At 43.0% G+C, this 24,627-nt stretch carries 20 protein-coding genes, 1 tRNA gene and 1 pseudogene; 5 read left to right on the top strand and 17 right to left on the bottom strand.

Features of this window, described 5'->3' with window-relative positions:
- Positions 1-16: 16 nt before the first annotated feature.
- On the top strand, positions 17-463 hold the full coding sequence (locus R8389_RS02495; protein ID WP_317637906.1) for a flavodoxin: 447 nt from the start codon (positions 17-19) through the stop codon (positions 461-463).
- The gene (locus R8389_RS02490; RefSeq protein WP_317637905.1) at positions 456-995 is read left to right on the top strand and encodes a GtrA family protein; all 540 of its coding nucleotides are present in this window, start codon (positions 456-458) and stop codon (positions 993-995) included. The genes R8389_RS02495 and R8389_RS02490 overlap by 8 nt, the downstream gene beginning before the upstream one ends.
- Positions 996-1,016: 21 nt before the next feature.
- On the opposite strand, the gene wecB is transcribed toward R8389_RS02490, so the two are convergent.
- The 10 genes from wecB to R8389_RS02440 form a co-directional block, all read right to left on the bottom strand.
- Complete coding sequence (gene wecB / locus R8389_RS02485) at positions 1,017-2,159, bottom strand: non-hydrolyzing UDP-N-acetylglucosamine 2-epimerase (protein WP_317637904.1); 1,143 nt, start codon at positions 2,157-2,159, stop codon at positions 1,017-1,019.
- A 406-nt stretch (positions 2,160-2,565) separates the two neighbouring features.
- A tRNA-Arg gene (locus R8389_RS02480) sits at positions 2,566-2,638 on the bottom strand.
- A 53-nt stretch (positions 2,639-2,691) separates the two neighbouring features.
- Complete coding sequence (locus tag R8389_RS02475) at positions 2,692-4,020, bottom strand: PTS sugar transporter subunit IIC (RefSeq protein ID WP_317637903.1); 1,329 nt, start codon at positions 4,018-4,020, stop codon at positions 2,692-2,694.
- Entirely contained in the window at positions 4,017-5,246 is a 1,230-nt protein-coding gene (locus tag R8389_RS02470) for a DEAD/DEAH box helicase (RefSeq protein WP_317638230.1), read from the bottom strand. Before R8389_RS02470 ends, R8389_RS02475 begins: the two co-directional genes overlap by 4 nt.
- On the bottom strand, positions 5,243-5,950 hold the full coding sequence (locus R8389_RS02465; protein ID WP_317637902.1) for a GH25 family lysozyme: 708 nt from the start codon (positions 5,948-5,950) through the stop codon (positions 5,243-5,245). Before R8389_RS02465 ends, R8389_RS02470 begins: the two co-directional genes overlap by 4 nt.
- A 129-nt stretch (positions 5,951-6,079) precedes the next feature.
- On the bottom strand, positions 6,080-7,081 hold the full coding sequence (locus tag R8389_RS02460; RefSeq protein WP_317637901.1) for an NAD(P)-dependent oxidoreductase: 1,002 nt from the start codon (positions 7,079-7,081) through the stop codon (positions 6,080-6,082).
- Between the two features lie 127 nt (positions 7,082-7,208).
- A complete protein-coding gene (locus tag R8389_RS02455) occupies positions 7,209-7,556 on the bottom strand; it encodes a pyridoxamine 5'-phosphate oxidase family protein (RefSeq protein WP_317637900.1) in 348 nt (115 codons plus the stop codon).
- Between the two features lie 135 nt (positions 7,557-7,691).
- Positions 7,692-8,876 (bottom strand): metal-dependent hydrolase family protein, encoded by a 1,185-nt coding sequence (locus R8389_RS02450; protein WP_317637899.1) that lies wholly within the window; start codon positions 8,874-8,876, stop codon positions 7,692-7,694.
- A gap of 354 nt (positions 8,877-9,230) precedes the next feature.
- Positions 9,231-11,291: a PTS sugar transporter subunit IIABC gene (locus R8389_RS02445; RefSeq protein WP_425604649.1), complete on the bottom strand. Its 2,061-nt coding sequence runs from the start codon at positions 11,289-11,291 to the stop codon at positions 9,231-9,233.
- 9 nt (positions 11,292-11,300) lie between these two features.
- The gene (locus tag R8389_RS02440) at positions 11,301-11,996 is read right to left on the bottom strand and encodes an N-acetylmannosamine-6-phosphate 2-epimerase (protein ID WP_317637898.1); all 696 of its coding nucleotides are present in this window, start codon (positions 11,994-11,996) and stop codon (positions 11,301-11,303) included.
- Between the two features lie 135 nt (positions 11,997-12,131).
- Here R8389_RS02440 and R8389_RS02435 point away from each other — a divergent pair, with 135 nt between their 5' ends.
- Positions 12,132-12,953 carry a MurR/RpiR family transcriptional regulator gene (locus R8389_RS02435; protein ID WP_317637897.1) on the top strand — a complete coding sequence of 274 codons (822 nt, stop codon included), beginning with the start codon at positions 12,132-12,134 and terminating at the stop codon, positions 12,951-12,953.
- A gap of 138 nt (positions 12,954-13,091) precedes the next feature.
- On the opposite strand, the pseudogene R8389_RS02430 reads toward R8389_RS02435, so the two are convergent.
- From R8389_RS02430 to rlmD, 5 genes and pseudogenes are all read right to left on the bottom strand, one after another.
- Positions 13,092-13,585 (bottom strand): annotated as a pseudogene (locus R8389_RS02430) (family 1 glycosylhydrolase).
- A 240-nt stretch (positions 13,586-13,825) separates the two neighbouring features.
- Positions 13,826-15,988, bottom strand: a complete 2,163-nt coding sequence (locus tag R8389_RS02425; protein WP_317637895.1) for an AlwI family type II restriction endonuclease — start codon at positions 15,986-15,988, stop codon at positions 13,826-13,828.
- Positions 15,972-16,868, bottom strand: coding sequence for a Dam family site-specific DNA-(adenine-N6)-methyltransferase (locus R8389_RS02420; protein ID WP_317637894.1), 897 nt, complete (start codon positions 16,866-16,868; stop codon positions 15,972-15,974). Before R8389_RS02420 ends, R8389_RS02425 begins: the two co-directional genes overlap by 17 nt.
- Complete coding sequence (locus R8389_RS02415) at positions 16,861-18,057, bottom strand: DNA adenine methylase (RefSeq protein WP_317637893.1); 1,197 nt, start codon at positions 18,055-18,057, stop codon at positions 16,861-16,863. The genes R8389_RS02420 and R8389_RS02415 overlap by 8 nt, the downstream gene beginning before the upstream one ends.
- A gap of 603 nt (positions 18,058-18,660) precedes the next feature.
- Positions 18,661-20,037 (bottom strand): 23S rRNA (uracil(1939)-C(5))-methyltransferase RlmD, encoded by a 1,377-nt coding sequence (rlmD, locus tag R8389_RS02410; protein WP_317637892.1) that lies wholly within the window; start codon positions 20,035-20,037, stop codon positions 18,661-18,663.
- 173 nt (positions 20,038-20,210) lie between these two features.
- Between rlmD and R8389_RS02405 the strand changes: the two genes are divergently transcribed.
- Positions 20,211-20,915 (top strand): Bax inhibitor-1/YccA family protein, encoded by a 705-nt coding sequence (locus R8389_RS02405; RefSeq protein WP_317637891.1) that lies wholly within the window; start codon positions 20,211-20,213, stop codon positions 20,913-20,915.
- 246 nt (positions 20,916-21,161) lie between these two features.
- Positions 21,162-22,169: a choloylglycine hydrolase family protein gene (locus R8389_RS02400; protein WP_317637890.1), complete on the top strand. Its 1,008-nt coding sequence runs from the start codon at positions 21,162-21,164 to the stop codon at positions 22,167-22,169.
- A gap of 71 nt (positions 22,170-22,240) precedes the next feature.
- Here the strand turns inward: R8389_RS02400 and R8389_RS02395 are convergent, their stop codons facing one another.
- Together R8389_RS02395 and gatB are read right to left on the bottom strand one after the other, a co-directional pair.
- Positions 22,241-23,161: a diacylglycerol kinase family lipid kinase gene (locus R8389_RS02395; protein WP_317637889.1), complete on the bottom strand. Its 921-nt coding sequence runs from the start codon at positions 23,159-23,161 to the stop codon at positions 22,241-22,243.
- A 34-nt stretch (positions 23,162-23,195) separates the two neighbouring features.
- The gene (gene gatB / locus R8389_RS02390) at positions 23,196-24,626 is read right to left on the bottom strand and encodes an Asp-tRNA(Asn)/Glu-tRNA(Gln) amidotransferase subunit GatB (protein WP_317637888.1); all 1,431 of its coding nucleotides are present in this window, start codon (positions 24,624-24,626) and stop codon (positions 23,196-23,198) included.
- Between the last annotated feature and the right edge of the window lies 1 nt (position 24,627).

The raw sequence follows: 24,627 nt of genomic DNA, 5'->3' as shown, positions 1-24,627 counted from the left end.
GAAAGGTTTGAAGACTATGAAGGCGAGAATTGTCTACGCTAGTATGACTGGTAACGATGCCGATATGGCAGAAATCTTGGAAGAAGGCCTACAAGAGCTTGACTTTGAAGTGGAGAGCAGTGAGGCCGAATTCACTGATGCCAGTGATTACTTAAGCAGTGACCTCTGCATCTTTGTCACCTACACCTATGGTGAGGGAACGATGACCGATGAAGTTGCCGACTTTTACGCACAACTAAAAGAATTGGATTTAAGCGGCAAGTATTTTGCGGTAATGGGCAGCGGTGACCGGGTTTACGCCGACCACTTCTGTGAGAATGTTTTCGACTTTGAAAAAATATTCAAACAAGTCGGGGCCAAAGAACTTACCCCGCCCCTAACCATTGAAAATGCACCAGACGATGAGGCAATCGCTGCAATTGACCAAGCGGCTAAGGAAATGGCTGACCAGTTAAATGATTAAAGATAATAAAAAATTCAATTCGACTAGCGATCCGGCTATTCGCTCGCTCGCGCAAAGAGTTGTCAAACGCCACCGCAATTTAGTTGTTTACATGATTTTTGGTTTTATTGCCGCACTGCTTAATACAGTTGTTTTCATGGTCTTGCACAAGTGGTGGCACAGTGCCATCTTAATTTCCAATACTATCGCCTTTGTGATTTCCAACCTAGCTTCGTTTATTTTTAACCAGAAAGCTGTCTTTGTTAACAATGTTGACCGCGATCACTCAACCTGGCAAAAGCTAATCTTCTTTTTTACCTATCGGATTATCAGTCTCGTGCCTGACAGTTTGATTATGTTGGTTGGACTCTCCTGGCTTGGGCTCAATGCATTGCTAGTAAAGATTATTGACCAAGTGTTAGTCGGTATCTTTAACTACTTGACCACTCGTTCAGTCTTCCAGGCCCAAGAGGCAACTATGATTGAACGAGCCAAAAAACGACTTAAAAATAGTTCCCAAAAAATTACTAACAAAAAACCAAGAAGTCATTAATTACTTCTTGGTTTTTTGTTTTTAGGCAAAATCACGTGGTCTTTCGCCGCGGGACGAGGCCAAATAGTAGACTAAATCTGCTATAATGCGCTCGGAGGCGTGTCCGTCTCCATAAGGATTCTTGGCATTAGCCATCTGATTATAGACTGCTTGATTTTCAAGCAATTCCACCATGGCGGACCGCACATTTTCAGTCTGGGTTCCCACTAATCTCAGGGTACCCGCCGTGACACCGTCTGGTCGTTCAGTCGTATCGCGTAAAACCAAGACCGGCTTGTTCAGTGCCGGTGCCTCCTCTTGAACACCGCCTGAATCAGTCATAATAAAGTAGCTCAACTTAGCTAAATTATGAAAATCAACTACATCAAGCGGAGCAATCAGGTGGATGCGCTCATCATCGCCTAAAATTTCGCTAGCAACTTCCTGCACCTTGGGTGACAGGTGGACCGGAAAGACCATTTCAACGTCTGGGTGGCTGTCCACCACCTGCTTCATGACCTTAAATACCCGCCGCATGGGCTCACCCTGATTTTCGCGGCGGTGCATCGTTACCAAGATCATCTTATGGCCGGGCTTAATCAGGTCAAGTACGTCATGGTGATAGTCTGCTTGCACGGTTTGCTGTAGCGCGTCAATGGCCGTATTCCCAGTAACAAAAATATTGGCGGCTGGATGATTTTCTTTCAGCAAATTTTCCTTACCAAGTTTAGTTGGCGCAAAGTATAAGTCACATAGGTCGTCGGTCATCTGCCGGTTCATTTCTTCTGGAAACGGCGAGTACTTATTCCAGGTACGTAATCCGGCCTCAACGTGCCCAATCGGGCGCTGCTCATAAAAACTGGCCAGGCTAGCCGCAAAACTGGTAGTTGTATCACCGTGGACCAATACCATATCTGGCTCTTCCTTTTTAATCACTTCGGACAAATCAAGCATAACTTTAGATGTGATTGCCTCAAGCGACTGATTTTTCTTCATGATGTTGAAATCATAGTCGGGTTTGATTTTAAAAATCTCAAGTACCTGATCCAACATCTCCCGGTGTTGGGCCGTGACCACCGTGACTTCATCAAAACGGTCATCCGCCTTTAACTTTAGGACCAAAGGTGCCATCTTGATTGCTTCTGGCCGTGTTCCAAAAACGGTCATTACTTTAATTTTCGTCATAAAAGCCTCCGCTTTAATATTAAAGATTCCCTGGCAAAAAGACAAGTCAATATGCTTTAATTACAAGTAAAACAAAGTAGGTAAAAAAATGCATTACGATTTTTTATTATTACTAGCCACGGGCTTTTTGATTGTTATTGCCAGCTTTAGCTTGGTCTTTTCCTTTGATCGCAGCCGCTCTCCTAAAGTACGTCAGACACTACTAGCAGTATCAGTCTGCACTTTTATGATAATCGCTTGCTTGGTGACAATCTTGATGACCAACCCCCTAGGCTAAAGAAGATTATTTAGAGCAAAAAAACGCCTTACCTACTAGCGGTAAGGCGTTTTAGTTTATGGGGCTAACATTTGGCTAACATATCAAGGGAAAAGTGTTGACATATCAAGCTTTACAAGCTTATTTTAATGACCCCGGTGAGATTCGAACTCACCTCTACGGTTTAGGAGACCATTGTTCTATCCAGATGAACTACGGGGTCGCATAAGATTAACTTTACCAAATTTAAGCCTTAAAAGCCAATATTTTTAGTAATTAATACTGCCGGTTAAAATACGGTTGCGGGTTATTAGCATCAGCAATTTTGTCTGCAGCAAAAACAAAGGGCGTCCAAATTGTCAGTGCAATCACCATGTTAATAATGCACAAAATAATGGCCCGCCAGTCATAGTTGCAGGCCAAAAACGGACCAATGATTGGCGGCATCACCGTCGGAACACCGGCCTGCACCGGGTTAACTAGGCCCATCATCGTCACCCAGTATGAAAAGGCTACGTTAACTAGCGGCGCTAAAATAAAGGGAATAACATAAATTGGGTTGAGGACGACCGGCAGCCCCAAAACAATCGGTTCATTAATATTGAAAATGCCCGGAGCAAGTGCCACCTTGGCAATGGTTCGGTAGTCACTGCGCTTCGAGAACAGTAGAATAGCCACAATCAGCATCAACGTACCGCCCGTACCGCCGAACCACACGAAGGCATCAAAGGAGCCCCGTACCCACAAAAATGATACCGGACGACCATTACGCACTGCTGTGATGTTGACATTCTGCGCGGTTAACCAGATCGAATCAAGAACTGGCGCCCAAACACTCAAACCGTTAATCCCAAAGAAGCCAAAAACTTGAACTAGTAGCGTTACCAGTAATACCATTCCAAAACCTTGCCCCAACTTCACCAGTGGCGTCTGAATTGAGTGGAGTAGCCAGTTACCAAAGTAGGTACCCGTCACTGTCTGAAAGACAAAGTTAATCATGCCGACGCCAAAAATTGCGGTAATTCCTGGAATCAATGATTCAAAGGCCATCTGTTCAGCATAGGGCAAATTGGCCGGAAGATGCAACATAAACCTTGCCTTGATACAAAGCGCAAAAATTGACACACCGATGGTACCAAACAAAATAGCTGTAAAAATACCAGTCGTTGAAAACTGTGAAATATCAAAAGCATGTTGAATTGGAACCATTTTCCCAGCCACTTTTAGCTTAGTCAGGTTAGCAATGCTCATGGCCAGAGACGACACCGCAACGAGCGCTCCAGCAATTGGATCAATTTCCATGCTTTTAGCTAAGTGATAGCCCAGGGACATCGCCAAAAAGAGGGCAAACAGGGCAAACGTGCCCCGCCAAACCACATTACTGACTAAGACGAGCGGCTGCATCGCCCAAGCGAACGCCTGCCAGCCCAGATCATGCTTGGCAGCAGCAATCAAACTCTTAATTAACACTGCAACCGAGCCCGCAATCGTAATCGGCATAATGGAAACAAAAGCATCACGCAAGGCCACTAACCACCGCGCTTGTCCAATTTTGTTGGCCAGCGGTAAGACATAATCCTCAAGCCATGCCACTAATCGACTCATTTTTGCTCCTTCTTTTTTAGATAATGCGGATGATAGCCCTTGTTTTTATTCCGCTGCTTGTGCTTCTTCTTTTTCTTGCTAGCAGGTTCCGGCTTTTGGGGGGCGCTGGGAGCTGGATTCCGCTTAGGCATCTCAGTCGACAGGTAACCCGCCTTAAAGTAGACCCGGACCGGTTCTAGCTCACCGTCCAGCAGCTTTTTTAAGTCGCGCAAGTCATGGTCATCGCCCAGTGTTACTACATAACCCTTAGCCCCCATTCGGCCAGTTCGGCCTGCCCGGTGCAAGTACGTGTTAACTTCACTTGGTAGATCAAAATTAATCACATAGGTAACTCCAGCCAGATCTAGGCCGCGGGCGGCCAGGTCGGTAGCCAGCAGCAAGCTCGTCCTCCCCGCCTTAAAGTCACGCAAGGCGTCTGCTCTTTTTTGCTTACTAAATTCATTGGCTAGCAAACCAAACTTGGACTTAGTGTGGCCCAAAATACCGGCAAAGCGCAACATCGTCTGATTTGAATCAAAGAACAAGATTCCCTTGAAGTGGTCAAGGCGCAGCAGCCGCTGAACATAGTCAACCTTGTGGGCATTGTCTACTTGCAAAAAGTAGTCTTTGATGGTCGTTTGCTGTTGTGCTCGCACGTCAACCAGGTCAAAATTACGACCAAAAAGCTCATTGGCCTGACGGGTAATTTCCGATTCAGTAGCCCCAAATAAGAGAATCTGGGCGTCGGGCGCCATGTTTTGGCCAAACGATCCCAGTAGGTCCAGCTTACTGAATTCCAAGACATCATCGGCTTCGTCAATGATTAGCGTCTTGACCTGGTCAACGCTAATGCGCTTACTTGAAAAAAAGTCGAAAAATCGTCCTGGTGTTGCGATGACAACCTCTGGGTGCTGCTTTTTCAAATTGTCCTCTTGCCTTTTGCGGTTACCTGCTCCGACTAGCGTAATTCCCGTCAGCTGCATGGCATGGATAAAAGGATTCAAGGCATGCCGAATCTGGACTGCCAATTCCGTGGTGGGGGCAATGATAACCATTTGATTAGCTTGCCCGACCGTTATCCGTTCAAGTGCCGGTAAGCCATAGGCTAGCGTCTTGCCGGTGCCCGTTTTGGCTAAGGCAATGCAACTGGCACCCTGACTAATTATTTTTTGTGTTTCTTGTTGAATCAGGGTTGGTTGCACCAAGCCTAACTTAGTTAAAACTGCTTGAATTTCTGTTTTCATTATTGTGTTAACTGCCCATATTTCTGTTTATATTGCATCACGGTACCATTATACGCCAGCATGGCTACCCCATCTTCTAATCCCGAAACTCCTTTTACACGGCCAGTATTTGTATAACGCCAGAAGGAATACTGCAGCTTATTGGGCGCTTTTTTGCCACTAGTTGCAAAGAGCACATCGGCGGGAAAATATTTTTTATACTGAATTTCCAGCTCAATCATTACCCGTTTGCCCTGACTTTCCAGCATTTGAGCAAAGTGGGCCATTTGCTTAAGGTAGTGCACACTTCGTTCAGCAACAGCTGGCTCTAGCAAAATAGGTAAAGTGCCCGTATTAGTGCCCACCTTTTTCAGAAAATAATGATAATGCTGTTGCGGCGTTGATTCGTTACTGTAGACGATACTGGTACCAAAGGCCAGCTTGGTCCCCAAAACTTGGTCACGGTATGACAAGTAGTCGTCGTCAAAGTATGACCGGCCCTGTGTACTCTTCAAGTACACAAAGGAAACACCATTCTCCTGTAATTCATGGAGGTCGACGTAGCCATAATTTTGATTAAGTTCAACCCCAATTGCGCTTGAATTAGCATCTGGCGGTAGTGTTGTCTGACTTCGCAAATTAGCTAATCCGATCAGCAATAACACCACTGCCGCGACCAATAGCAAAACAATTGCCGGCAGGGTATATTTATGATGAAACCTTTTCATCTGTTCTTCCGCCTTTTTAGTACCAAGTTATTATACCAATATTATAATTATAATTGATCCAGCGCAAATTTGTTAATTTCGCACCAAAAAAGATGACCAATTGGCAAAACTAGTCATCCCTCTTACTTACTATTGCTCAACCGGATAAATCGGCTTCTGACCATTTAATACCCGCTTTACGTCTGTCATACTTTGTTCAATCATATTCTTGACCGCAGTCTTAGTATAATAGGCCGAGTGCGGCGTGAAGACCACGTTCGGCATCTTGGCCAGCTCCTGATAATCTTGCGGCAATTCACTTAAGCGACTGAACTTCTTCATCACGATGGCTTCTTCACCCGTCATCACGTCCAAGGCCGCGCCCGCAATCTCATGGTTCTGCAGTGCTTCAATTAGGGCTGAAGTATTAATTAAGGGCCCGCGGGCGGCGTTAATAATAACCGCGGTGTTTTTCATTTGCTTGAATTGCTCTGCAGCAATCATATCCTGCATCGAAGGGTCAAATGGCGTATGCAAAGACAAGATATCGGCTTCTTTAATTACCGTCTCAAAATCAGTATATTCGAGAAAGGCTTCGTTAGCCGGGTTTTCTACCACATCATAGCCAATTACTCGGGCCCCAAGTGCATGGAAGATCTCGGCAGTAGCGGTCCCAATGCGACCCACGCCAATGATGCCAACAGTTTGGTGGTAGATTTCATCACTCATCAGGCTCTCTTCACGAACAAAGTTCAGGTCTTCTTTTTCATTTTTGAAGATCTGTCCCCACTTACGCAGCAGATACATGGCTGAGGTCAGGGTATTCTCTGCAACCGCCCGGGGTGAATAAGCCGGCGTATTAGTAACCAGTAGATTGTACTTGTGGGCAAACTCCCAATTAATAATGTTATAACCCACCGACCGTAGGGCAATTTGGTTGATTCCATAAGCGGTCAGCTTTTGGTAAACCGCTTCGTCGTCGATATCAGCAACCTGTAAAACACTGACTACATCATAGCCTGCTGCTTGTTCCACCGTGGTCGCATCTAAGTCAGCGGTTGTCGTGACCAATGTGTCTTCAGGATGAGCCTTAGTCCACTTGTCAACGTATACCTGTTGCTCCGGCGTCATATTGTATAGTAAAACTTTCATTAAATAAATCCTCCTTTTTACTAAAAGTCAATTACCCCTATTTTAACCAATAGCGGTAAATAATCACAGCTTTATTTAATAAATAATTAAACTACTAGCAATTAAAAAAGGTGGCCAGCAGCCAGTCCTATATCTTTTGGCTAATCTTAGTTATGGTGATTTTTAAAACAGCCCGGAGCCAAGGGAATTTTGCTTTCATTTCCTCATATTCGGGACCCTGCCTAACAAATTCACCTGAACCGGTTACGTGGAAGCCAGCACCAGGACCAGCCGTGCCCTCAACTTTTTTTGAACCCACCGTCAGCAGTACGGTAGCATCTTGACCAAAGTCGCGCTCAATGCTGTGCATTCCGGCGGCCGGAATCAAGAGACAATTACTCTGTTCAGCAATCTCCACGTATGACATCCAGGTATTAACTACACTAGCCGGATTGGCATTAATGGTAACGATCGTTACCGGACCTTCATCTTTCATTACATCTAAAATTTTTGCTCCATTGCAAAATCCTACTCTTCAAAAAAGAAGCTACTGAAATCAGTAACTTCTGTTATTGTAAAACACTAGTTCGGTTTTATAAAAGATTTTGCTTATGATAATATTCGTGTTTATCTAATAGATCTTTTGGCCTTTCTTATAAACACCCTTATTTTTTTGGACAACTGCGCTGATTTTTTCTAACGGATTTTCGTCCAAAACCAAAAAGTCAGCATACTTTCCCGGCTCCAAAGTTCCATATTCATCAGCTATTTTCATCAATTTAGCCGAATTAAGGCTGGTTTGCAAGGCTTCAAAGTTGGTGAAGCCCTGGTCTACCAGCAGCGGCAATTCTTCCGGGGTCATGGTGAAGTCATTAAAGGGCGTACCTGCATCAGTACCTAGCGTGATTGGTACACCGGCCACTTTAGCACGGTTAATATTTCCCCGCAAGTCTTTCCAGGCAGAAGCAATCTTGGCCATTTCCCAGTCCGGAATCTTGCCCGGGGCATAGGTGATGAAAGCCCAGGCGCCTACGATTGTTGGCGTGAGATAGGTGCTTTGGGCCAGCATCAGGTCGATTTCTTCCGCATTAACGTAAAAGCCGTGCTCAATACTGTCAACTCCGGCTTTAATTGCATTCAAAATGCCCGGGTTGCCTTCGGCATGGGCCGCCACAATTAATCCCTTGTGGTGTGCCTCTTCAACGGCCACCCGCATCTCTGCTTCGCTGAGCTGGGGGTCATCCATAAAATCATTTTCGGTCATGACCCCACCGGTCGCCATTACCTTGATGGCCTTGGCCCCCTTCTTCAGGCCTTGCCGCACCGCTTTGCGCACCTCATCTGGTGAATCAACCAAGTAGGCAAAGTTTGGCAAGTCACCATGACCGCCCGTCATTGAATACGGGTGACCTGCCGGCATAATTTCTGGTACCCCGGTCAGTTTACCCTGCTTAATCATCTTAGTTAGGGCAATGTCGATGTCAAAGGTACTACCGCATTCACGAATATAAGTCACCCCGGACTTCAACAAGTCGTGCAGGTGTCCTAGCGCCCGCACCGCCGCTACTGTACTATTGGCGGCAGTATCGCCGTCAGCAGTTGCTGGGTCCATGATAATGTGGGTATGGCAGTTAATCAAACCCGGCATCACATACTTTCCGGCTAACTTAACTACTTTATCCGCCTGCGGAGCCTGGCCGCTACCTGTCGCAAGTATCTTACCAGACTGATCATCAACTAATAAGTAGCCTTCATTTTGGATTTTTTCTACTTTTCCATGATAGATATTTGCCTTACTATATACTGTCTTGGTCATCTTACTACCTCCCAAATTAGCAAAAAAGCACTCGTCCCTAATACAAGAACGAGTGCTTTAAATATCACCTGGTCTATTACTCTCGCAATAAGTCCTGGTAACTGCCAACTACTAGTTTGCACGAAAACTGCAACCACGCCGCTGCTGGTCAACTTATAACAGCATTCATCAGCCAAGCAACGTACACTACTCCCCCTAACACCAACTCTCAGCTAATTGAGCAGTGCAGTTGGGGGCGTCAAGTTAGTTACGCTAGCTTAATGAACGTCTCGTTTGGTGCCAATTTATCATGTCATCTAATGCTTGTCAACTGGTCATTAAAGGTATGCTAAATTGGGGGTATAGCACAACAGTTTACTTAGTCAAAACCTTGAAGACACCATCATGCGCCTTAACCTGGGAGTCGGTTTGCACCTCGGCCATGGATTGGGCCACATGACTGACCGCATTAGTGATAACTGTGATGACAGCTGTCTGTTTACCGGCTGCGGTGATGGCAGCCCGGTCCATTGTGGCAAGTATGGTACTTGCAGTTACTTGATCGCCTCCTTTAACATTTACCGTGAACGGTTTACCATTTAGCTCCACGGTATCAATTCCCATGTGAACCAGAACTTCAAGCCCTTCTATCGTCTTTATGCCGATGGCGTGCTTCGTATCAAAGACCGTCATCACTTCACCGGCTACTGGACTATAGACATGGTCACTGCTGGGTTCAACCGCAAAACCTTCACCCATCATTTTTTGGGCAAAAACCTCGTCATTGACCTCGGTCAAATCCCTGAACAAGCCGCTACCAGTGGCTGCAAACTCAACTTGTCCGCCCGCTGCACCAGCAGCCTTAACAGGTTGCTGATCGCTTAAGCCGACCGGGACTTTTTCGGGGTGAGCCAGAATCTCATTGATTTCCTGGCTATAAAGATCAGCCTTTCCGCCAAAAATAGCCTGAATACCACCGCCAACTTTTAAGATTCCAGGTGAGCCCAACTGCTTAATGCTGGCTTCGTCAATCTCACGGTTATCCTTTAAGGCAATGCGCAATCTAGTCGCACAAGCAGAAATGGTTTTAATATTTGCTGCTCCCCCTAGAGCCGCAATTATTTGTTTAGACTCGTCATACAACTGCTGGCCCGTTTGCGGACCATGTTTAGCACTAGGCTGCCCACCACCGTTGTCAGCAAGCTGCATGCCGGGAATATTAACATGGAACTTTTTGATACAAAAAGTGAAGAGAAAAAAGTAAAGAAAGAACCAAACAAAGCCTAGCAGCAAGACCTTGGGCCAGTTAGTCTTGTCCTTACCCTGCAAAACCCCAAACAAGAGATAATCAATCAAACCACCAGAAAAAGAGTTACCAATGCGAATATTCATGATATCGGCCAGGTAAAAGGAACAACCATCAAGGAAGGCATGAAGCACGTAAAGCCAGGGCGCAACGAACAAGAATGAATACTCCAGCGGTTCCGTTATCCCGGTCAGAAAGGACGTTAAGCCACTGGACAAGTACAGACCACCAGCTTTTTGGCGGTTAGCCTGGGGTAAGCAGTAGTACATAGCCAAAGCGGCACCTGGCAAACCAAACATCATGGTGGCAAACCGCCCCGCAAAAAAGCGGGTACCGTAGGTAAAGAGACCATGGAAGTTGGGATCAGCCAGTTGGGCAAAGAAGATATTTTGCGCACCAACAACTGTCCGACCGGCAACTTCTGCCGTTCCTCCTAGCGCAGTGTACCAGAACATGGGGTAGATCGTATGGTGCAAGCCGACGGCTCCTGTCAACCGCAATAAAAAGCCATAAAGAAAGCTCCCCAAACTACCCATGGCTGCAATGGCTTGGCCGGCAGCAACCAGCCAGCCTTGAAGAGGTGGCCAAATGAGATAGAAGATTGCCCCAAAACCGATAGCCGCAATTGCGGAAATGATCGGGACAAAGCGCGATCCCCCAAAAAAGCCCAAAAATTGCGGCAACTCAATTTTGCGGTAGCGGTTGTGCAAGGCCGCGACCACCGAGCCAATCACAATTGCCCCCAAAACTCCGGTATCAATGGTATTTTTTGGATTAAACAGTTGGAGTAGACCCGAAATGGTGGACGCATATACCACATAGGCCACACCTCCGGCTAGACCAGCAGTCCCCTTGTCCCCCTTCGCCAATCCCACGGCCAGACCGATTGAAAAGATTAGGGCTAAGTTACTGAACACCGCATTGCCGGCCATATTCATAATTTTTAAGCTGTTCTGTAACCAGGGTTGATTCAGTAACGGAAAGGCTGAGATAGCAGCGGCATTGGTCAATGCACCGCCTAGCCCTAACAACAGCCCGGCTACCGGTAAAATGGCAATTGGCAGCATAAAAGCTTGGCCTAGTTGAGTGAACCACTGGCCAATTGCCGCGAATCGGTTATTTTTAGTCATTTTACTCTCCTACTTGCTGGCAAATACCCGGGTAAAAGTGCGGGCAATCTGCAGGGGCCGGGTAATCGCACCACCAACAACGACGCCCACAGGATTCAGGTCAATTACCCGTTTGAGCTCAGCTGGCGTATGAATCTTACCTTCGGCAATCAAGGGTATGCCAGCAGCAACTATTTTTTTGATTAAAGCATAATTGGGACCAGGTTTATGTGCACTCTCAGCAGTATAGCCCGCAAGCGTGGTCCCGACAAAGTCCATGCCCGCTTCATAAGCCTGCTGGGCCTCATTAAAATTGGCAATATCAGCCATGAAGAGCTGGTCAGGATACTTTTGCTTGACTTCTTTAATAAATTCAGTGGTCGTCTTACCATCATGCCTTGGTCTTAAAGTACAATCAAAGGCGATAACTTCAACACCGGTCTTAATCAGCTCATCAACTTCCTTCATGGTCGGCGTAATATAGGGTTGCTCCGGCGGGTAGTCCCGCTTAATAATGCCGATGAGCGGCAAGTCAACGACGGCCTTAATTTCTTGGATATCGCGCACCGTGTTGGCCCTGATACCAACTGCTCCAGCTTCTGCTGCAGCCTTGGCCATGAGTGGCATGACGCCGCCCGTTTCAGAATAGAGCGGCTCGCCGGTCAGTGCTTGACATGAAACAATTAAGCCCCCATGAACCTGCCTGGCAAAGTCTTCTTGCTTCATCTGTATTTTTTCTCCCAAAAAAAGTAGTTTTGAAGTTTTATTACTCAAAATATAATATTATTATAGCTAAAGAAAAGCAATCATTTTTTGAAAAAACTGGTATACTTTAATAAAAAACAAGGAACTTTAACAATTATGAATTTTATTCAATTATTTAACAAATATAAAGATGATTTAACCAAATCTGAAATAAAATTAGCCAACTTTATTGCTACCCATCCCGAACGGGTAATTTATGATACAACTAAATCCCTAAGTGCAGCTACCAATACCAGTGACGCCACCATCATCCGCCTCTGCAAAAAGCTCGGATTTTCGGGTTTTTCTAACTTAAAAATCTTCTTGGCACAAGAATCAATTACGCAAGGTCAGGCTAATCAACGCATCGACCACAAGAAATTCTATGTCGACAGTGCCAATTTATTAATTAATTCAATTAAGAAAACCGAAAACCTCCTTGTTTCCGAAAACCTGCTCGCCGCAGTCAAATTGTTGGCCCAAGCTAGTGAAGTTTACCTGTTTGGGATTGGTCACTCAGGCGAGTCTGCCTTGGACTTCGCCAAGACCTGGCTGCGCATTGGACTGATTGCCCACGCCGAAATTGACCCTCATATCCAAGTACAGATCAGTTCCATGCTAAATAAGGAGGATGTCGTAGTCGGATTGTCGCTTTCTGGGCACACCAAGGACACCTATGATTCATTGAAACTGGCCAAGAAAAATGGGGCCAAAATTATCACCATTTCTAACGATCTGGGCGCCCCCATTTCTAAACTGGGTGACGTTCAACTACAAACCGCCGTTAGCGAGTTCTCCAACATCGGTTCCGTAGCGGGCCAGGTATCCCAACTCTACTTGTGCGAAGTCCTGGCGCGCGGCTATGAGATCCACACCAACGTTGACAGCCGCGAATTAAAGGAACGAGTGCTGGCGGACATTCTGAAAAAGGAAATATAGCTGGGATAAGTGAAAAGTCACGAACGAGACATGTTCGTGACTTTTTAATCACTTGATATAAAAATGACTTTACATTAAATGCTCACCATTTGAACGAATAACTTTGCGATACCAAGCAAAACTGTCTTTTTTATTCTTTTAAGGGTTCCCTTTATCATCACGATCTACATAAATAATGCCGTAACGCTTAGACATTTGACCGGTACCATTACTTACAATATCAATCGGTCCCCACATTGTATAGCCGCGCAAGTCAACGCCAGCCTCAATTGCTTTTTCATTGCCCGAATATGTTCCCTCATGTAGTCAATTCTGTATGTATCATGGATCTTTCCGTCAGGAGTAACTTGGTCTTTCGCTCCTAAACCATTTTCTACTACAAACAATGGCTTTTGGTACCGATCCCATAGATCATTTAAAGCTAATCTCAAACCAGTCGGGTCAATCGACCAGCCCCAGTCAGTTTTGGGAAGATACGGATTAACCAGGCCTTCTAATGAATCCGTTGTTTTTTCTGCTGGCTCTTCGTAATCCGCCGAGATAACTCGTGATCGATAATAGCTGAATGTAATAAAATCAACCACACAGCGCTTAATTAAGTCTTCATCACCTTCTTCCATCTTGACGTCAATATTGTTTTCTTCGAAGTACTTCCAAATATAGTTAGGATACTCGCCCCTAAACTACCAAATTTTGTTGAATTTTAGAAATTAATATTAAAGCTAGTGTTCTAGGTGATTTAGGGTAAAACTTATCAAAATAATCCTACATAATCATTTTTTACACAGAATAATAATCAGGATCTTTGTAACGATCACTCCGCAGCAAATCTAAAGTATTTACCTTAGGAAATTTTTCACTAAACTTATTATCTATTTTATCGCAGATTCGATAATTTCATTTCTCCATTTATTATCAAATGATTTTTTTGCTAACGGCTCATACGATTTATCAATTGCATTCATTAAATGTTTTGAACTAAAGCCCGAATCTTTGCTAAATGCAATAAAATCATCAATTTGCAATGGCATAATTTTAACTGCTGTATCTGTAAAGCTACCTACTTTATTAGATGATTCTAAAGGTACTGAGGCAACTGCTCTCCAAATATTAATAGTATTATTGTCAAGTTTATCAGCAAGAAATAATGTTGTTGAGGGTTTATCAGAGTTAATAGATAAGTTTACTGAATGACGTAGAACAGGTTCCCATTCTCCTCTTTTTTGTGCATTTTTATTCATTAAGGTAACCTCAATCATCAGCACCCTATCATTATAGTTAACAATAAGGTCACCATCTCCACCACTTGCATGAGTTAATGGCAAAAAGTTTGCATCAAACGTTAGTCTAAAAGTTTTCAATAAGCAATAATGCTCATCCGATAAATAATACCAAGCAAGCCCTGAAACATATTCGAAAATTGTTGGAACATCCGCTTTATTTGTTACTTCTTTTTGAATTTTTGCATCATTATCCCTATTCTTAAACAAGCAAAGAATATCAAACACTTTTTCTTTTGGAAATTCATTCTTGACAAAGTCTTCAAATTCCTGCGACCGATTATTATCCAGATACTGTTCAAGAGATGTAGACTTATCTAATCCATATTTCTTTGTTACTAAGTCAATCTGTAGCTCAACGTCTTTTTCGGTAGTGCCCAGTATTTCTATCAAAGGCTTCATTTGGCCAAACGAACTTGTAGGTGTAGATTCATAATCATCAAAAGAGCCAGAATTTAAAATATCATTTCGAAGACTCATAATAATCTTCTGATTTTTAAATAGATCCTCGTTTCTAATAGTCATAATTCCAGATTCTGTTTTAAATAATCCTGTAGCCTCAAGAATATATTTAGTTTCACTTTTGTTTTCTTTTAGACGATCTGCAGACTTAGAACCGGTAAAAAAGCTATAAAAAGTATGATTAAACTCTCTTATCGAGGAACATTTAAGGAATTCATGATTACCATTATCAAACATAAATTTTCTAAATGATGTCTTGGGGGAAATCTTAAAAATTTTCTTCCCATAGCCAAATGCTTTCTTTAAAATCTCTTTATTTCGACTCTTTTTCATTAATTCTTTAATTTCAATAAAATTGCTTTCGTTACGATCTAGTATAAATTTACATAAGGAATTATAGAAATCAAAATAAATATCACTAGTAATTGACGATTTCCTGTTAGTAAATAATTTATAAAATTCATTCTTCGGAATTTGTTTGTCACCTAAATTCTGAATAAATTCCGTTTCTTTATTATTACCATTGTTAATGAGCAATGACAAAAGTCCTTCAAATCCGTTTTTTTGTAATTGATTATCAATATCATTCATAGTGTATTTACCCGTAGGCGATACTAATTGCACAATTTTCATAAAATTTGAAACACTATAAATATTCCTGTCACTAAACTGTTTTAAAACCAAATATAATGCAAACTTTCCTGGAGAATAATATCGTTCCCCTTTTGAATCAAAAATTCTTACTTTAAGAATTTGGCGTAACGTTAATAAATTATCCGAAGATAAATTTAAATTTTTTTCCAAAATATCAGTATTAATTACTGAAGGGCTAATTAACGCTTTCCCTGATGGGGTTAATTCTCTATTGTTTGACACAAAACCAATATTGTTCAAAGACGAGGTATAGTGGCGAGCACGAGATTCAATGGCTGTATCCAAAATTGCTTTAATTGTATAATCTTTTCCTTTTTTATTTGTGTAAATCACTTTATTAAAGTCTAGTGACGAATCTAGCTTATAAAACTTTTTATTAAAGAGTGGATTGCTTTTTAAGTAATCCTCAAAGGCGTCATATTGAGGATGTTCATTAAACGTACCAATAGAATCATTAACTGCTCGTTTATAAAATTTATATTGGTTTAGAGATTTCGGATATGGCGCCCACGGATTAACCTGGTTTATGTTTATATCATTTAATATTGTTAGATAAATCTTATAGGCATTTAAAATATCCTTTCTTCTCCCATTTGTGTCATACAAATTAAATATTTTTTCGTCAGATTGAAGTTTCATAATTTGTGATTAATACTTCCTTACTTGATGAACGCTTCGTATGATAATTAGAGTTTTTAAATGTGTTGGTAATATTAAATACATTATACTTTTTACTCCAATTAATGAGCTTAACGTTCTCGTTTCCTTTGTGTTCTAAAACATTACTAAGAGCAAATTTTGCTCCCTTTTTTTCAATTTTATCTAAATAATCCAAAAGATCCTGATCATCTTTAGCAGTCCAACCACCATTTTCATTATAAGTAGCTGTTGTTATTAAATAAGGAGGATCAGCATACACAAAATCACTTTTGGCAATTTCAATATTACGAAAGTCCTTTGAAACTATATAAGGAGATTTTGCTTTCCATGCACTACTAAAAGCCTGAAGCTTTTTTCTCATATTTTTATTGAAGTCACGTTTTCCTGTAGGATTATTAAAAAGTCCTCGTTTATTATATCTAATCTGATTATTAAATCCAAAAATAATTAAAGTATATAAATACAAAGGCTTCAGCGTTAGATCTTTTGAATTATTGTAATCTTTACGTAATTTTAAGTAACCGGATTTATTAATATCAGCAAGTCCCTTGGTCGAAGAAGCTTGATAGTATTCGTATCCATGGGACATTGTATCTGTTAAACCATATTCGGCAATAATCTTATCAACAGATTTTTCAATGGATTCTATAGAGTGGTTTGCAATGTAATTGATAAGGTCTACTAACGGTTTATTATTGTCATTGAAAATAAAATTATCAGTACCTTGATAGTTAACGGTAATCACACCGCTACCGCCAAAAATATCAACCATCGAATCACAGTGACCAGGAAATAAAGATATTAATTGGTCCATGATACGATATTTACTTCCTGTGTAGTTTAAAAATGATTTAATCATGCTGCTTCACCCGTAACAAATATAATAATTCTTGATGATTTTTAATATTAGACTTACCAGAAGAAAATGGTTTAAATTCCTTAGAAAATACACTAACTTGGCCACGTTTGCTTAAAGAGGTGATTATTTCCTCATGAGATATCTTTGAATTTGATCGTCCTGCACCTTTGTGGCACATATTGCTAAACGATACCAAAACATATTTAGCGTTAATATGACTTATTAAATCATCAAACGCTTGTGGAGCACTAACTAAATTATATTCGCTTTTCCTACCTTTTCTATCTATACTCTTTCTAGCAACACCAACAACCTCTGGTTTATTCCAATCAGCAATATTTTCCAAAACGTGATATGTATCCACATATTGCCGTGAATTATATGGTGTATCAATATAAATTAAATCAGCATAGATATGACGAACTAGTTTATTAGCATCTTCTTTGTATATATTATTATTACTGTAATTATGAATTACCGGCATTTTAAATGTTACATCATTAAAAGAGTCCATTTTTTTACGATATGCATCATAATGACCAACAGTATTAGCAATCTTATCACTACCATAGATTATAGAAGTAATAAGACTAGCGTATTCTCGATGATTAAATTGTGTCTTATTGTCCTCAACCCATTGACGTGCACTACCAATTTTATCCGCATTTCTTAAACTAAAATACCTATTACCGTATACTTTTTTTAGATATCCATCACCATATCCTTGAAGACTGTTCATATAATTTAGCGCTTGTCTAATTAGTCCAGAATCAATTTCCTCATTGCTGAAAAACGTTTGATAAATCAAATAATTAGAATGAAGAATATCATTAACAATGATACGTTTACCTTCTCCAGCAAACATATCTGCCACAACACCTGTTCCACCAAAAATATCAGCAACAGTTTTCACTTCTCTCATGTGCTTATGTACAATTTTGCTAATAAAAGGTAATAGTTTTTCCTTCGATCCAAGATATCTTCGGTTTTGAATTTCAAAATTCATTTTCTTATTTTTGGTATTACTCTCTCTCTCTCGTTTGCTTTTTAATTCTAAAACTTTAGATTCATTCCAAAGAATTTGACCATTCTTTTTTTTAATTGTAGTTATACGCCCTTGTTTACGCCATAAATAAAGTGTTTGCCGCGTTACATTTAATTTAATTTGTACCTGTTTCGTCGTTAGCATTTATGCATCGCTCCAATTTTACATTTAATTATAATGATATACTATTGGTTTAACTTATCAATACTTATTTACTGTCTGCAATGTAAATACTTAACGTATTCTAATCATTAGTTCATTAGCGAACAATGTGGCACAGTGTCGAATTAAAGATAAAAGCTCATAACAGATAGAATGTATGAAGTTAAACCCTAAAGTTGGACGTTAACATTAATTCATGTTCGTCAAGGGCGTATTCCGATATTCAATTGAGATGCGGTCTTTTAGCATGTACCTGATTCTATTTTGATTGTAGTATTTGATACACTTTACCATAGCGTTCTTTAACCCCAAGTTAGTTTCAAATCCTCTCAAAACTAATATCACTACTGATTATGGCATTCTAGCATCTAAAAAAGTATCGGCAGCACTAAATAATTTCTTGACAATACAAAAAACACTTGTCTAGCTTGAAAAGGGACTAACAATACTTTAAATATCTCAGTGCTAATTGGATGGTCATGTACTCCCCTATCGAAATAAAATATAGAAAACTCGACCCGCCAGCCCCAAAAGCAAAAAATATACTAATTCCGATCGTCCAAATCAGAATTAGTACACTTTCGATTACTCGTAAATGCTATCAAATCCGCGTTTTTTTGTGCGTTCCAGCACCGTTACGGCTTCGACGTGCGGGGTTTGCGGGAACATATCAACGGGGTCGATGCGGCTGAAGGTGTAGCCGTGCTTTTGGAAGTCCTGCAGGTCGCGCACGAGCGTGGCCGGGTTGCAGGAGACGTAAACGATCTTCTTGGGGCTAGTCTTGACGGCGGCCTCAATAAATTCTGGCGTCAGGCCCTTTCTTGGTGGATCAACGAAGATCACGTCGGCCTTCATACCCTGGGCAGCCCACTTCGGCATGACTTCTTCGGCCTTACCGGCAACATACTTGGCGTTATGGATGTCGTTCAGTTCAGCATTATTGTTGGCGTCCTTGACCGCGTCGCGGACGCTCTCAATCCCGCGTACGGCCTCAACGTGACCCGCTACGCTTAAGCCAATGGTGCCGATGCCGGAATAGGCGTCAACGACCAAGTCAGTTGGTTTAAGGTCGGCCTGCTTGATGGCTAAATCATAAAGGCGCGGCGTCTGCAGCGAGTTGATTTGGAAGAAACTTTCAGGTGAAATGCGGAATTTAACATCGCCGATTTGGTCAGTGATCTGAGGCTTACCAAAGATTAGGTAGTCAACCTTGCCCAGGATGACGTTGGTCTTCTTCGGGTTATAATTCAGGACCAGGCTGGTCACGCCGTCAATTTCCTTAATGGCTTCGGCCACTTTAGGTAACTGGCGGAAGTCCTTGTGCAGGCAGACCAAAATCACCATGATTTCGCCCGTCGCTTTCGACCGGCGGACGTCCAAATAGCGGACTTCACCCTTGTTGTGGATTTCGTCGTAGGCTGGCACCCGATACTGACGCAAGACATCACGTACCGCGACCAGGACCCGGTCAATTTCGGGATCGGTCGTGAAGAAGTTGGTCAGCGGCACCAAATCGTGCGAGTGGCGGCGAAAGAAGCCGATGTCGAGTTGGCCGTCAACTTCGCGCACCGGTACTTGAGCCTTGTTGCGGTAACCCGTCTCTTCAGGACTAGCCAGCGTTTCGCCAACTTCAACGTTGTCCAGGTGGGCCTTTTTAAGCAAATTGACCACCTGGGTGCGCTTGAATTCCAGCTGCTTGTCGTACTTGATGTGGGCCAGTGACGCCAGACCCGTCTGCACCCACTCGTTGAGCTTAATGTTGACGCGATCGGGGCTTTCCTTGATAATCTTTTCGATTTTGGCAAAGGCGAAGTGCTTCTTCACCTTCAAGACCTTCGCGCTGACCGTCTCGCCCGGCAGGGCACTAGTGACAAAGACCGTCATCCCCTCGTAGTGGGCGACGCCCATGGCTTCATATGACAAGTCAGTAATTTCTAAGTCGATAATTTGATTCTTTTCCATCTTTTGTCCTTTTTTACAAACATTAGTTAACATATCTATTTTACTCGAAAATGCAGCAAAAGTAATTACTTGCGTTAGCTTAAATATTACCTTAAGTTAATTCGTTTTCCTTCACTCTTCCTCCGCGATGTGTTAGCTTAAATATTAATATAATTAAAGAAAGGACGTGCTTTATGAATAACTTTGAAAATAATTCAGACAGACGCCAAATCCACTCCATTTCCGAAACTAATGGTTTTTTGACCAAAATGTATGCCTTGATGGGTGCTTCAGTGCTGGTCTCGGCCTTAGTCGCCTACCTGACCATGACCGTCTTTCGGTCTGCCGTAATGGGTATGCCAGTTACCTTCATGTGGATACTGCTCTTCGTGCCGTTTGGCCTATCATGGGGAATCAGCGCTAAAGCCAACCGCAACCCAGTTGCCAGCCTGATTATGCTTGGTCTCCTTGCCGCGATTTATGGCTTTGAGTTTGCTCTGATTGCAGGTTTTTACACTGGCACGCAGATTACTTCTGCCTTTATTTCATCAGCGGTGGTCTTCATCGCGATGGCCGCCTTTGGCACCTTCACCAAGAAGGACCTGTCTAACTGGAACTCCTACCTGAGTGCCGCACTGCTCGGTTTCCTCGTGGCTTGGATTGTTAACATGTTTCTGCACAACCCGACCATCACCTACATCTTCTCCTTCATCGGCGTAATAATTTTTACTGGTTTAACCGCTAGTGACGCCAACAAGATGAAGAATATCTACAATAATTACGGCGACCAAGTTTCCTCTACCGGTCTAGCTACTATTGGAGCACTGCAGCTCTACCTAGACTTCGCCAACATCTTCTTGTTCTTACTGGAGATCTTTGGTGGTAGTAGTCGCAACTAGTTATATCATCATTATATTTTAATCAAAGTGAAGTGCTTTTAATAATTAACGAAGATTGTTAGTTATTAAAGGCACTTTTTTGCTAGTTTTTGTTACTCGTCCTGGTCAGGTCTTACCCATTGATACAGCGCCGGCAGCCAATTAACAAGGCCAGTCATATAGTATTAAGCCTTGCACCGAATGCTTAAGCAGGTTATAATTTTATCATATTTAATTTTAATGTTACTAGAACAAGTGAGGAATAATATGATTGGTTGTAGCAGTTTTACAATGGAAACCAAGGACAAAAAGCACTTTTTGTCCCGAACAATGGACTTTATGATGGAGATGGCCCAGGAGCTTGTTTTTACCCCAAAAGACCAGCCCTTCATCGTTTCATATCAGGATCAGCAAGAAATCACCAGCAAACACGCCTTTCTCGGTATGGGACAACTTCAGGATAGCGACAATGCGCCCATTACCTTTGACGGAGTCAACGACGCCGGCGTAACCGGAGCCGTCTTATACTTCCCTGGCTACGCCAACTATGTGGAGCGAGCTGAGGCCAACAAGTGGGCTGTTTCTCCTGACAAGGTAATCTCCGCCGTTTTATCGCAAGCCGCTTCCTTGACTGACGTTGAGGACCTGTTCCAAAATAAACTGGCTCTGGTCAACGAGGCCAGTCCGACCTTGAAAGTTGTGCCGCCGCTACACTACATCTTCTCCGATACTTCTGGTACCAGTGTAATTATTGAGCCCCAAGCTGATGGTATCCACGTTATTAAGGATTCAGTCGGCGTGATGACGAATAGCCCCGACTACCATTGGCACGAAACCAACTTACGGAATTACCTTGCTGTCAGACCTAAACAACACGCCGAGATTGAATTCCTTGGTAAAACCCTCAGGCCATTTAGTCAAGGTTCAGGTACCTTTGGTCTACCAGGAGACTTTACCCCTGTGTCCCGTTTCATCAGAACCGCCTTCATGAAAAACAACGTTGAACAAGCCCCAGATGAGTTTGCGGCAGTCAGTCTCGCTCATCATATGCTGGAATCGGTCAGCATCCCGCGCGGAATCGTTGTAACTACGGACGGTACCTTTGATTACACCTGCTACTCAGCCTACATTTGCGCTGAATCCCGCAGCTACTATTATTCAACTTATGGCAACCAACGCATTAGATGTGTTAAGTTGACTCCAGAACTGGCTAAAGAACCCAACTACCGGACGTTCAAAGTAAATCCTCAAGAAGACATCGAATATCTAAATTAAAAAAGCGGCGCCGGCCGCTTTTTTGCTATTAAATAGGCTCCTACTCTAAGTAGAAGCCTATTTATTTTAATTTATTCGCCAACGTAAAATTCAATCCGTTGCTGTAAGTTCTTAAAGGTAACTGGACAGTAGTCACCAATTTCGCCATCAAGGTTAACTGGCAGCTTCTTGCCAACACTCTTACCCAGTAGTTCAATCTTCAGGCTGGTCGTTTTGGTATAAATAATGTCATTATCGTCAACATGCTTGCCGTTCATCGCCAAAACCATGAGCCTTAGTAATTTTACCGGCTCGGATGTCTTGACAATCATTAACTGAAACAGGCCATCGCAAAGTTCGGCATCAGGCATCACTTGCTCAAAGCCGCCAATCGTATTGGTCATGCCAAGTAGCAACATCGCCAACTTACCCTCATAAACGCCCTCATCATAGGTTAGACGGAGCTCGTTCTCAGTCAAGTTCGGCAGCATTTCTGCCCCCTTAATCAAGTAAGCCGTATAACCCAAGGCAGATTTAATCTCGGATGGCACCCCATAGGTTAATTCTGTCAATGAACCACAGGCCGCAATATTGACGAAGTACTGATTTTCACCGGCAAAAGTTGCCTGGCCAATATCCATTTTTTGAGTTTTATGCTTGAGAATAACCTTGCTAGCCTCCGCAATATTTTCGCGCGGAATATGCAGGGCACGGGCATAGTCATTAGTTGTGCCAGCAGGAATAATCGCCATCTTCGGCCGCTTATCCAAAAAGGCAATGCCATTGACAACTTCATTAATCGTACCATCACCACCAGCCGCTACAATCAGCTCAAAGCCTGCTTGGGCTGCCCGCGTGGCCTCTTTTTGTGCACTCTGCTTTTCCCGCGTAGTTCTAAAAGCACTCGCTTCATACCCCGCTTGTTCCATGGTATCAAGGATATCAGCAACATTTTTGGGCATCTGTTCGTGACCAGATACAGGATTATAGATCAATCTTGCTTTTTTAGTCATAGTTATCCCTTACTTAATTTCTTACCAAAGCATCTTAACGATTTTGCAATTCTTTATTCAAAAGCTGGTTGATGACTTTCGGATTGGCCTGGCCGCGGGTCTGTTTCATGATTTGACCAACCAAAAAGCCAATTGCCCGGTCCTTACCATTCTTAAAGTCTTCGACCGATTGTGGATTATTGTCAACGACTTCCTTGACCATCGGCTCAAGTACACTGGTATCGGATAACTGAACCATGCCCTGATCTTCAACAAACTTCTGCGGATCCGTACCATTCTTAACGGTTTCGGCAAAGACTCGTTTGGCAATCTTGGATGAAATCGTGCCGTCCTTAATCAATTTAATCATGGCAGCCAAGTGTTCCGGCGTAAGCGCGATATCGGCTAGGTCAACACGGTTATCATTCAAGTAACCGTTGACCTGAGTATTCATCCAGTTGGCAGCCAGTTGCGGATCGGCTCCTGCAGCCACGGTCTGATCATAAAAATCAGAGCTTTCCTTGGTTTGCAACAGTACCTCGGCATCGTAGTCCTTAAGGCCAAACTCACCGGTATACTGCTGGTAGCGCGCTTCAGCGGAACGCGGCAGGGTCTGTTCAATCTCATCAATCCATTCCTGACTGATGTGATCTGGTGCTAGGTCAGGCTCTGGAAAGTAGCGGTAGTCCGCATCGCCTTCCTTTACCCGTTCTAAGACCGTCTTGCCCGTAGCATCATCAAAGCGGCGGGTCGACAACTGAACGCGACCGCCAGCAAGTAAAACCTGCTCTTGGCGCTTTTGCTCATAAGCCAGCGACTTGCGCACGTGCTCAAAGGAGTTCAGGTTCTTCATCTCAACCTTGGTGCCCAGTTCCTTTTGACCAGCTGGACGGATTGAAATGTTGGTGTCAACCCGCATTGAACCCTCTTCCATCTTAACATCGGAAGCTCCGGTAAACTGAACGATTTTCCGTAGTTTTTCTAAATAAGCATAGCCTTCGTCTGGATCAGCAATCTCGGGCTCCGAAACAACTTCCAGTAGCGGCACGCCCTGCCGGTTCAAGTCAACATAAGAAAAACCATTGGTACCGTGTGTGTTCTTACCAGCATCTTCTTCAATATGCATTTCATGGATACCGATGCGCTTCTTCTTGCCGTGCACTTCAATTTCCACGTAGCCGTCGCGGGCTAATGGCTGAAAAAACTGGGTAATCTGGTAAGCCTTCGGACTATCGGGATAATAGTAATTCTTCCGGTCAAAGTGCGTGTTAGGCAAAATATGAGCGTGCGTAGCTAGCGCAACCATAATTCCTAACCGGTAAACGTCCTTGTTGACGTATGGCAGCACCCCGGGCATGCCCCAGTCAATCACATTAGTTTCCGTGTTGGGCTTGGCACCGTAACTTACTGGTGAAGGTGAAAAAATCTTACTCTTCGTTTTTAATTCGAAGTGAACCTCGAACCCAATCGTTGATTTAAAATTCATC

The sequence above is a fragment of the Lactobacillus xylocopicola genome (assembly GCF_033096005.1).
GTDB lineage: Bacteria > Bacillota > Bacilli > Lactobacillales > Lactobacillaceae > Lactobacillus > Lactobacillus xylocopicola.
Note: the sequence above shows the minus strand (reverse complement) of the source record. Positions and strands in the feature narration are given on the sequence as shown.

Excerpts from the sequence above, each read along its gene's own strand:
- R8389_RS02405 (WP_317637891.1), top strand. The coding sequence starts at position 20,211 with ATGAATAACTTTGAAAATAATTCAGACAGACGCCAAATCCACTCCATT.
- R8389_RS02435 (WP_317637897.1), top strand. The coding sequence starts at position 12,132 with ATGAATTTTATTCAATTATTTAACAAATATAAAGATGATTTAACCAAA.
- R8389_RS02465 (WP_317637902.1), bottom strand. The coding sequence starts at position 5,950 with ATGAAAAGGTTTCATCATAAATATACCCTGCCGGCAATTGTTTTGCTA.
- R8389_RS02460 (WP_317637901.1), bottom strand. The coding sequence starts at position 7,081 with ATGAAAGTTTTACTATACAATATGACGCCGGAGCAACAGGTATACGTT.
- gatB (WP_317637888.1), bottom strand. The coding sequence starts at position 24,626 with ATGAATTTTAAATCAACGATTGGGTTCGAGGTTCACTTCGAATTAAAA.
- R8389_RS02490 (WP_317637905.1), top strand. The coding sequence starts at position 456 with ATGATTAAAGATAATAAAAAATTCAATTCGACTAGCGATCCGGCTATT.
- R8389_RS02415 (WP_317637893.1), bottom strand. The coding sequence starts at position 18,057 with ATGCTAACGACGAAACAGGTACAAATTAAATTAAATGTAACGCGGCAA.
- wecB (WP_317637904.1), bottom strand. The coding sequence starts at position 2,159 with ATGACGAAAATTAAAGTAATGACCGTTTTTGGAACACGGCCAGAAGCA.
- R8389_RS02395 (WP_317637889.1), bottom strand. The coding sequence starts at position 23,161 with ATGACTAAAAAAGCAAGATTGATCTATAATCCTGTATCTGGTCACGAA.
- R8389_RS02475 (WP_317637903.1), bottom strand. The coding sequence starts at position 4,020 with ATGAGTCGATTAGTGGCATGGCTTGAGGATTATGTCTTACCGCTGGCC.
- R8389_RS02455 (WP_317637900.1), bottom strand. The coding sequence starts at position 7,556 with ATGAAAGATGAAGGTCCGGTAACGATCGTTACCATTAATGCCAATCCG.
- R8389_RS02425 (WP_317637895.1), bottom strand. The coding sequence starts at position 15,988 with ATGAAACTTCAATCTGACGAAAAAATATTTAATTTGTATGACACAAAT.
- R8389_RS02440 (WP_317637898.1), bottom strand. The coding sequence starts at position 11,996 with ATGAAGCAAGAAGACTTTGCCAGGCAGGTTCATGGGGGCTTAATTGTT.
- R8389_RS02400 (WP_317637890.1), top strand. The coding sequence starts at position 21,162 with ATGATTGGTTGTAGCAGTTTTACAATGGAAACCAAGGACAAAAAGCAC.
- R8389_RS02495 (WP_317637906.1), top strand. The coding sequence starts at position 17 with ATGAAGGCGAGAATTGTCTACGCTAGTATGACTGGTAACGATGCCGAT.
- rlmD (WP_317637892.1), bottom strand. The coding sequence starts at position 20,037 with ATGGAAAAGAATCAAATTATCGACTTAGAAATTACTGACTTGTCATAT.
- R8389_RS02445 (WP_425604649.1), bottom strand. The coding sequence starts at position 11,291 with ATGACTAAAAATAACCGATTCGCGGCAATTGGCCAGTGGTTCACTCAA.
- R8389_RS02420 (WP_317637894.1), bottom strand. The coding sequence starts at position 16,868 with ATGATTAAATCATTTTTAAACTACACAGGAAGTAAATATCGTATCATG.
- R8389_RS02450 (WP_317637899.1), bottom strand. The coding sequence starts at position 8,876 with ATGACCAAGACAGTATATAGTAAGGCAAATATCTATCATGGAAAAGTA.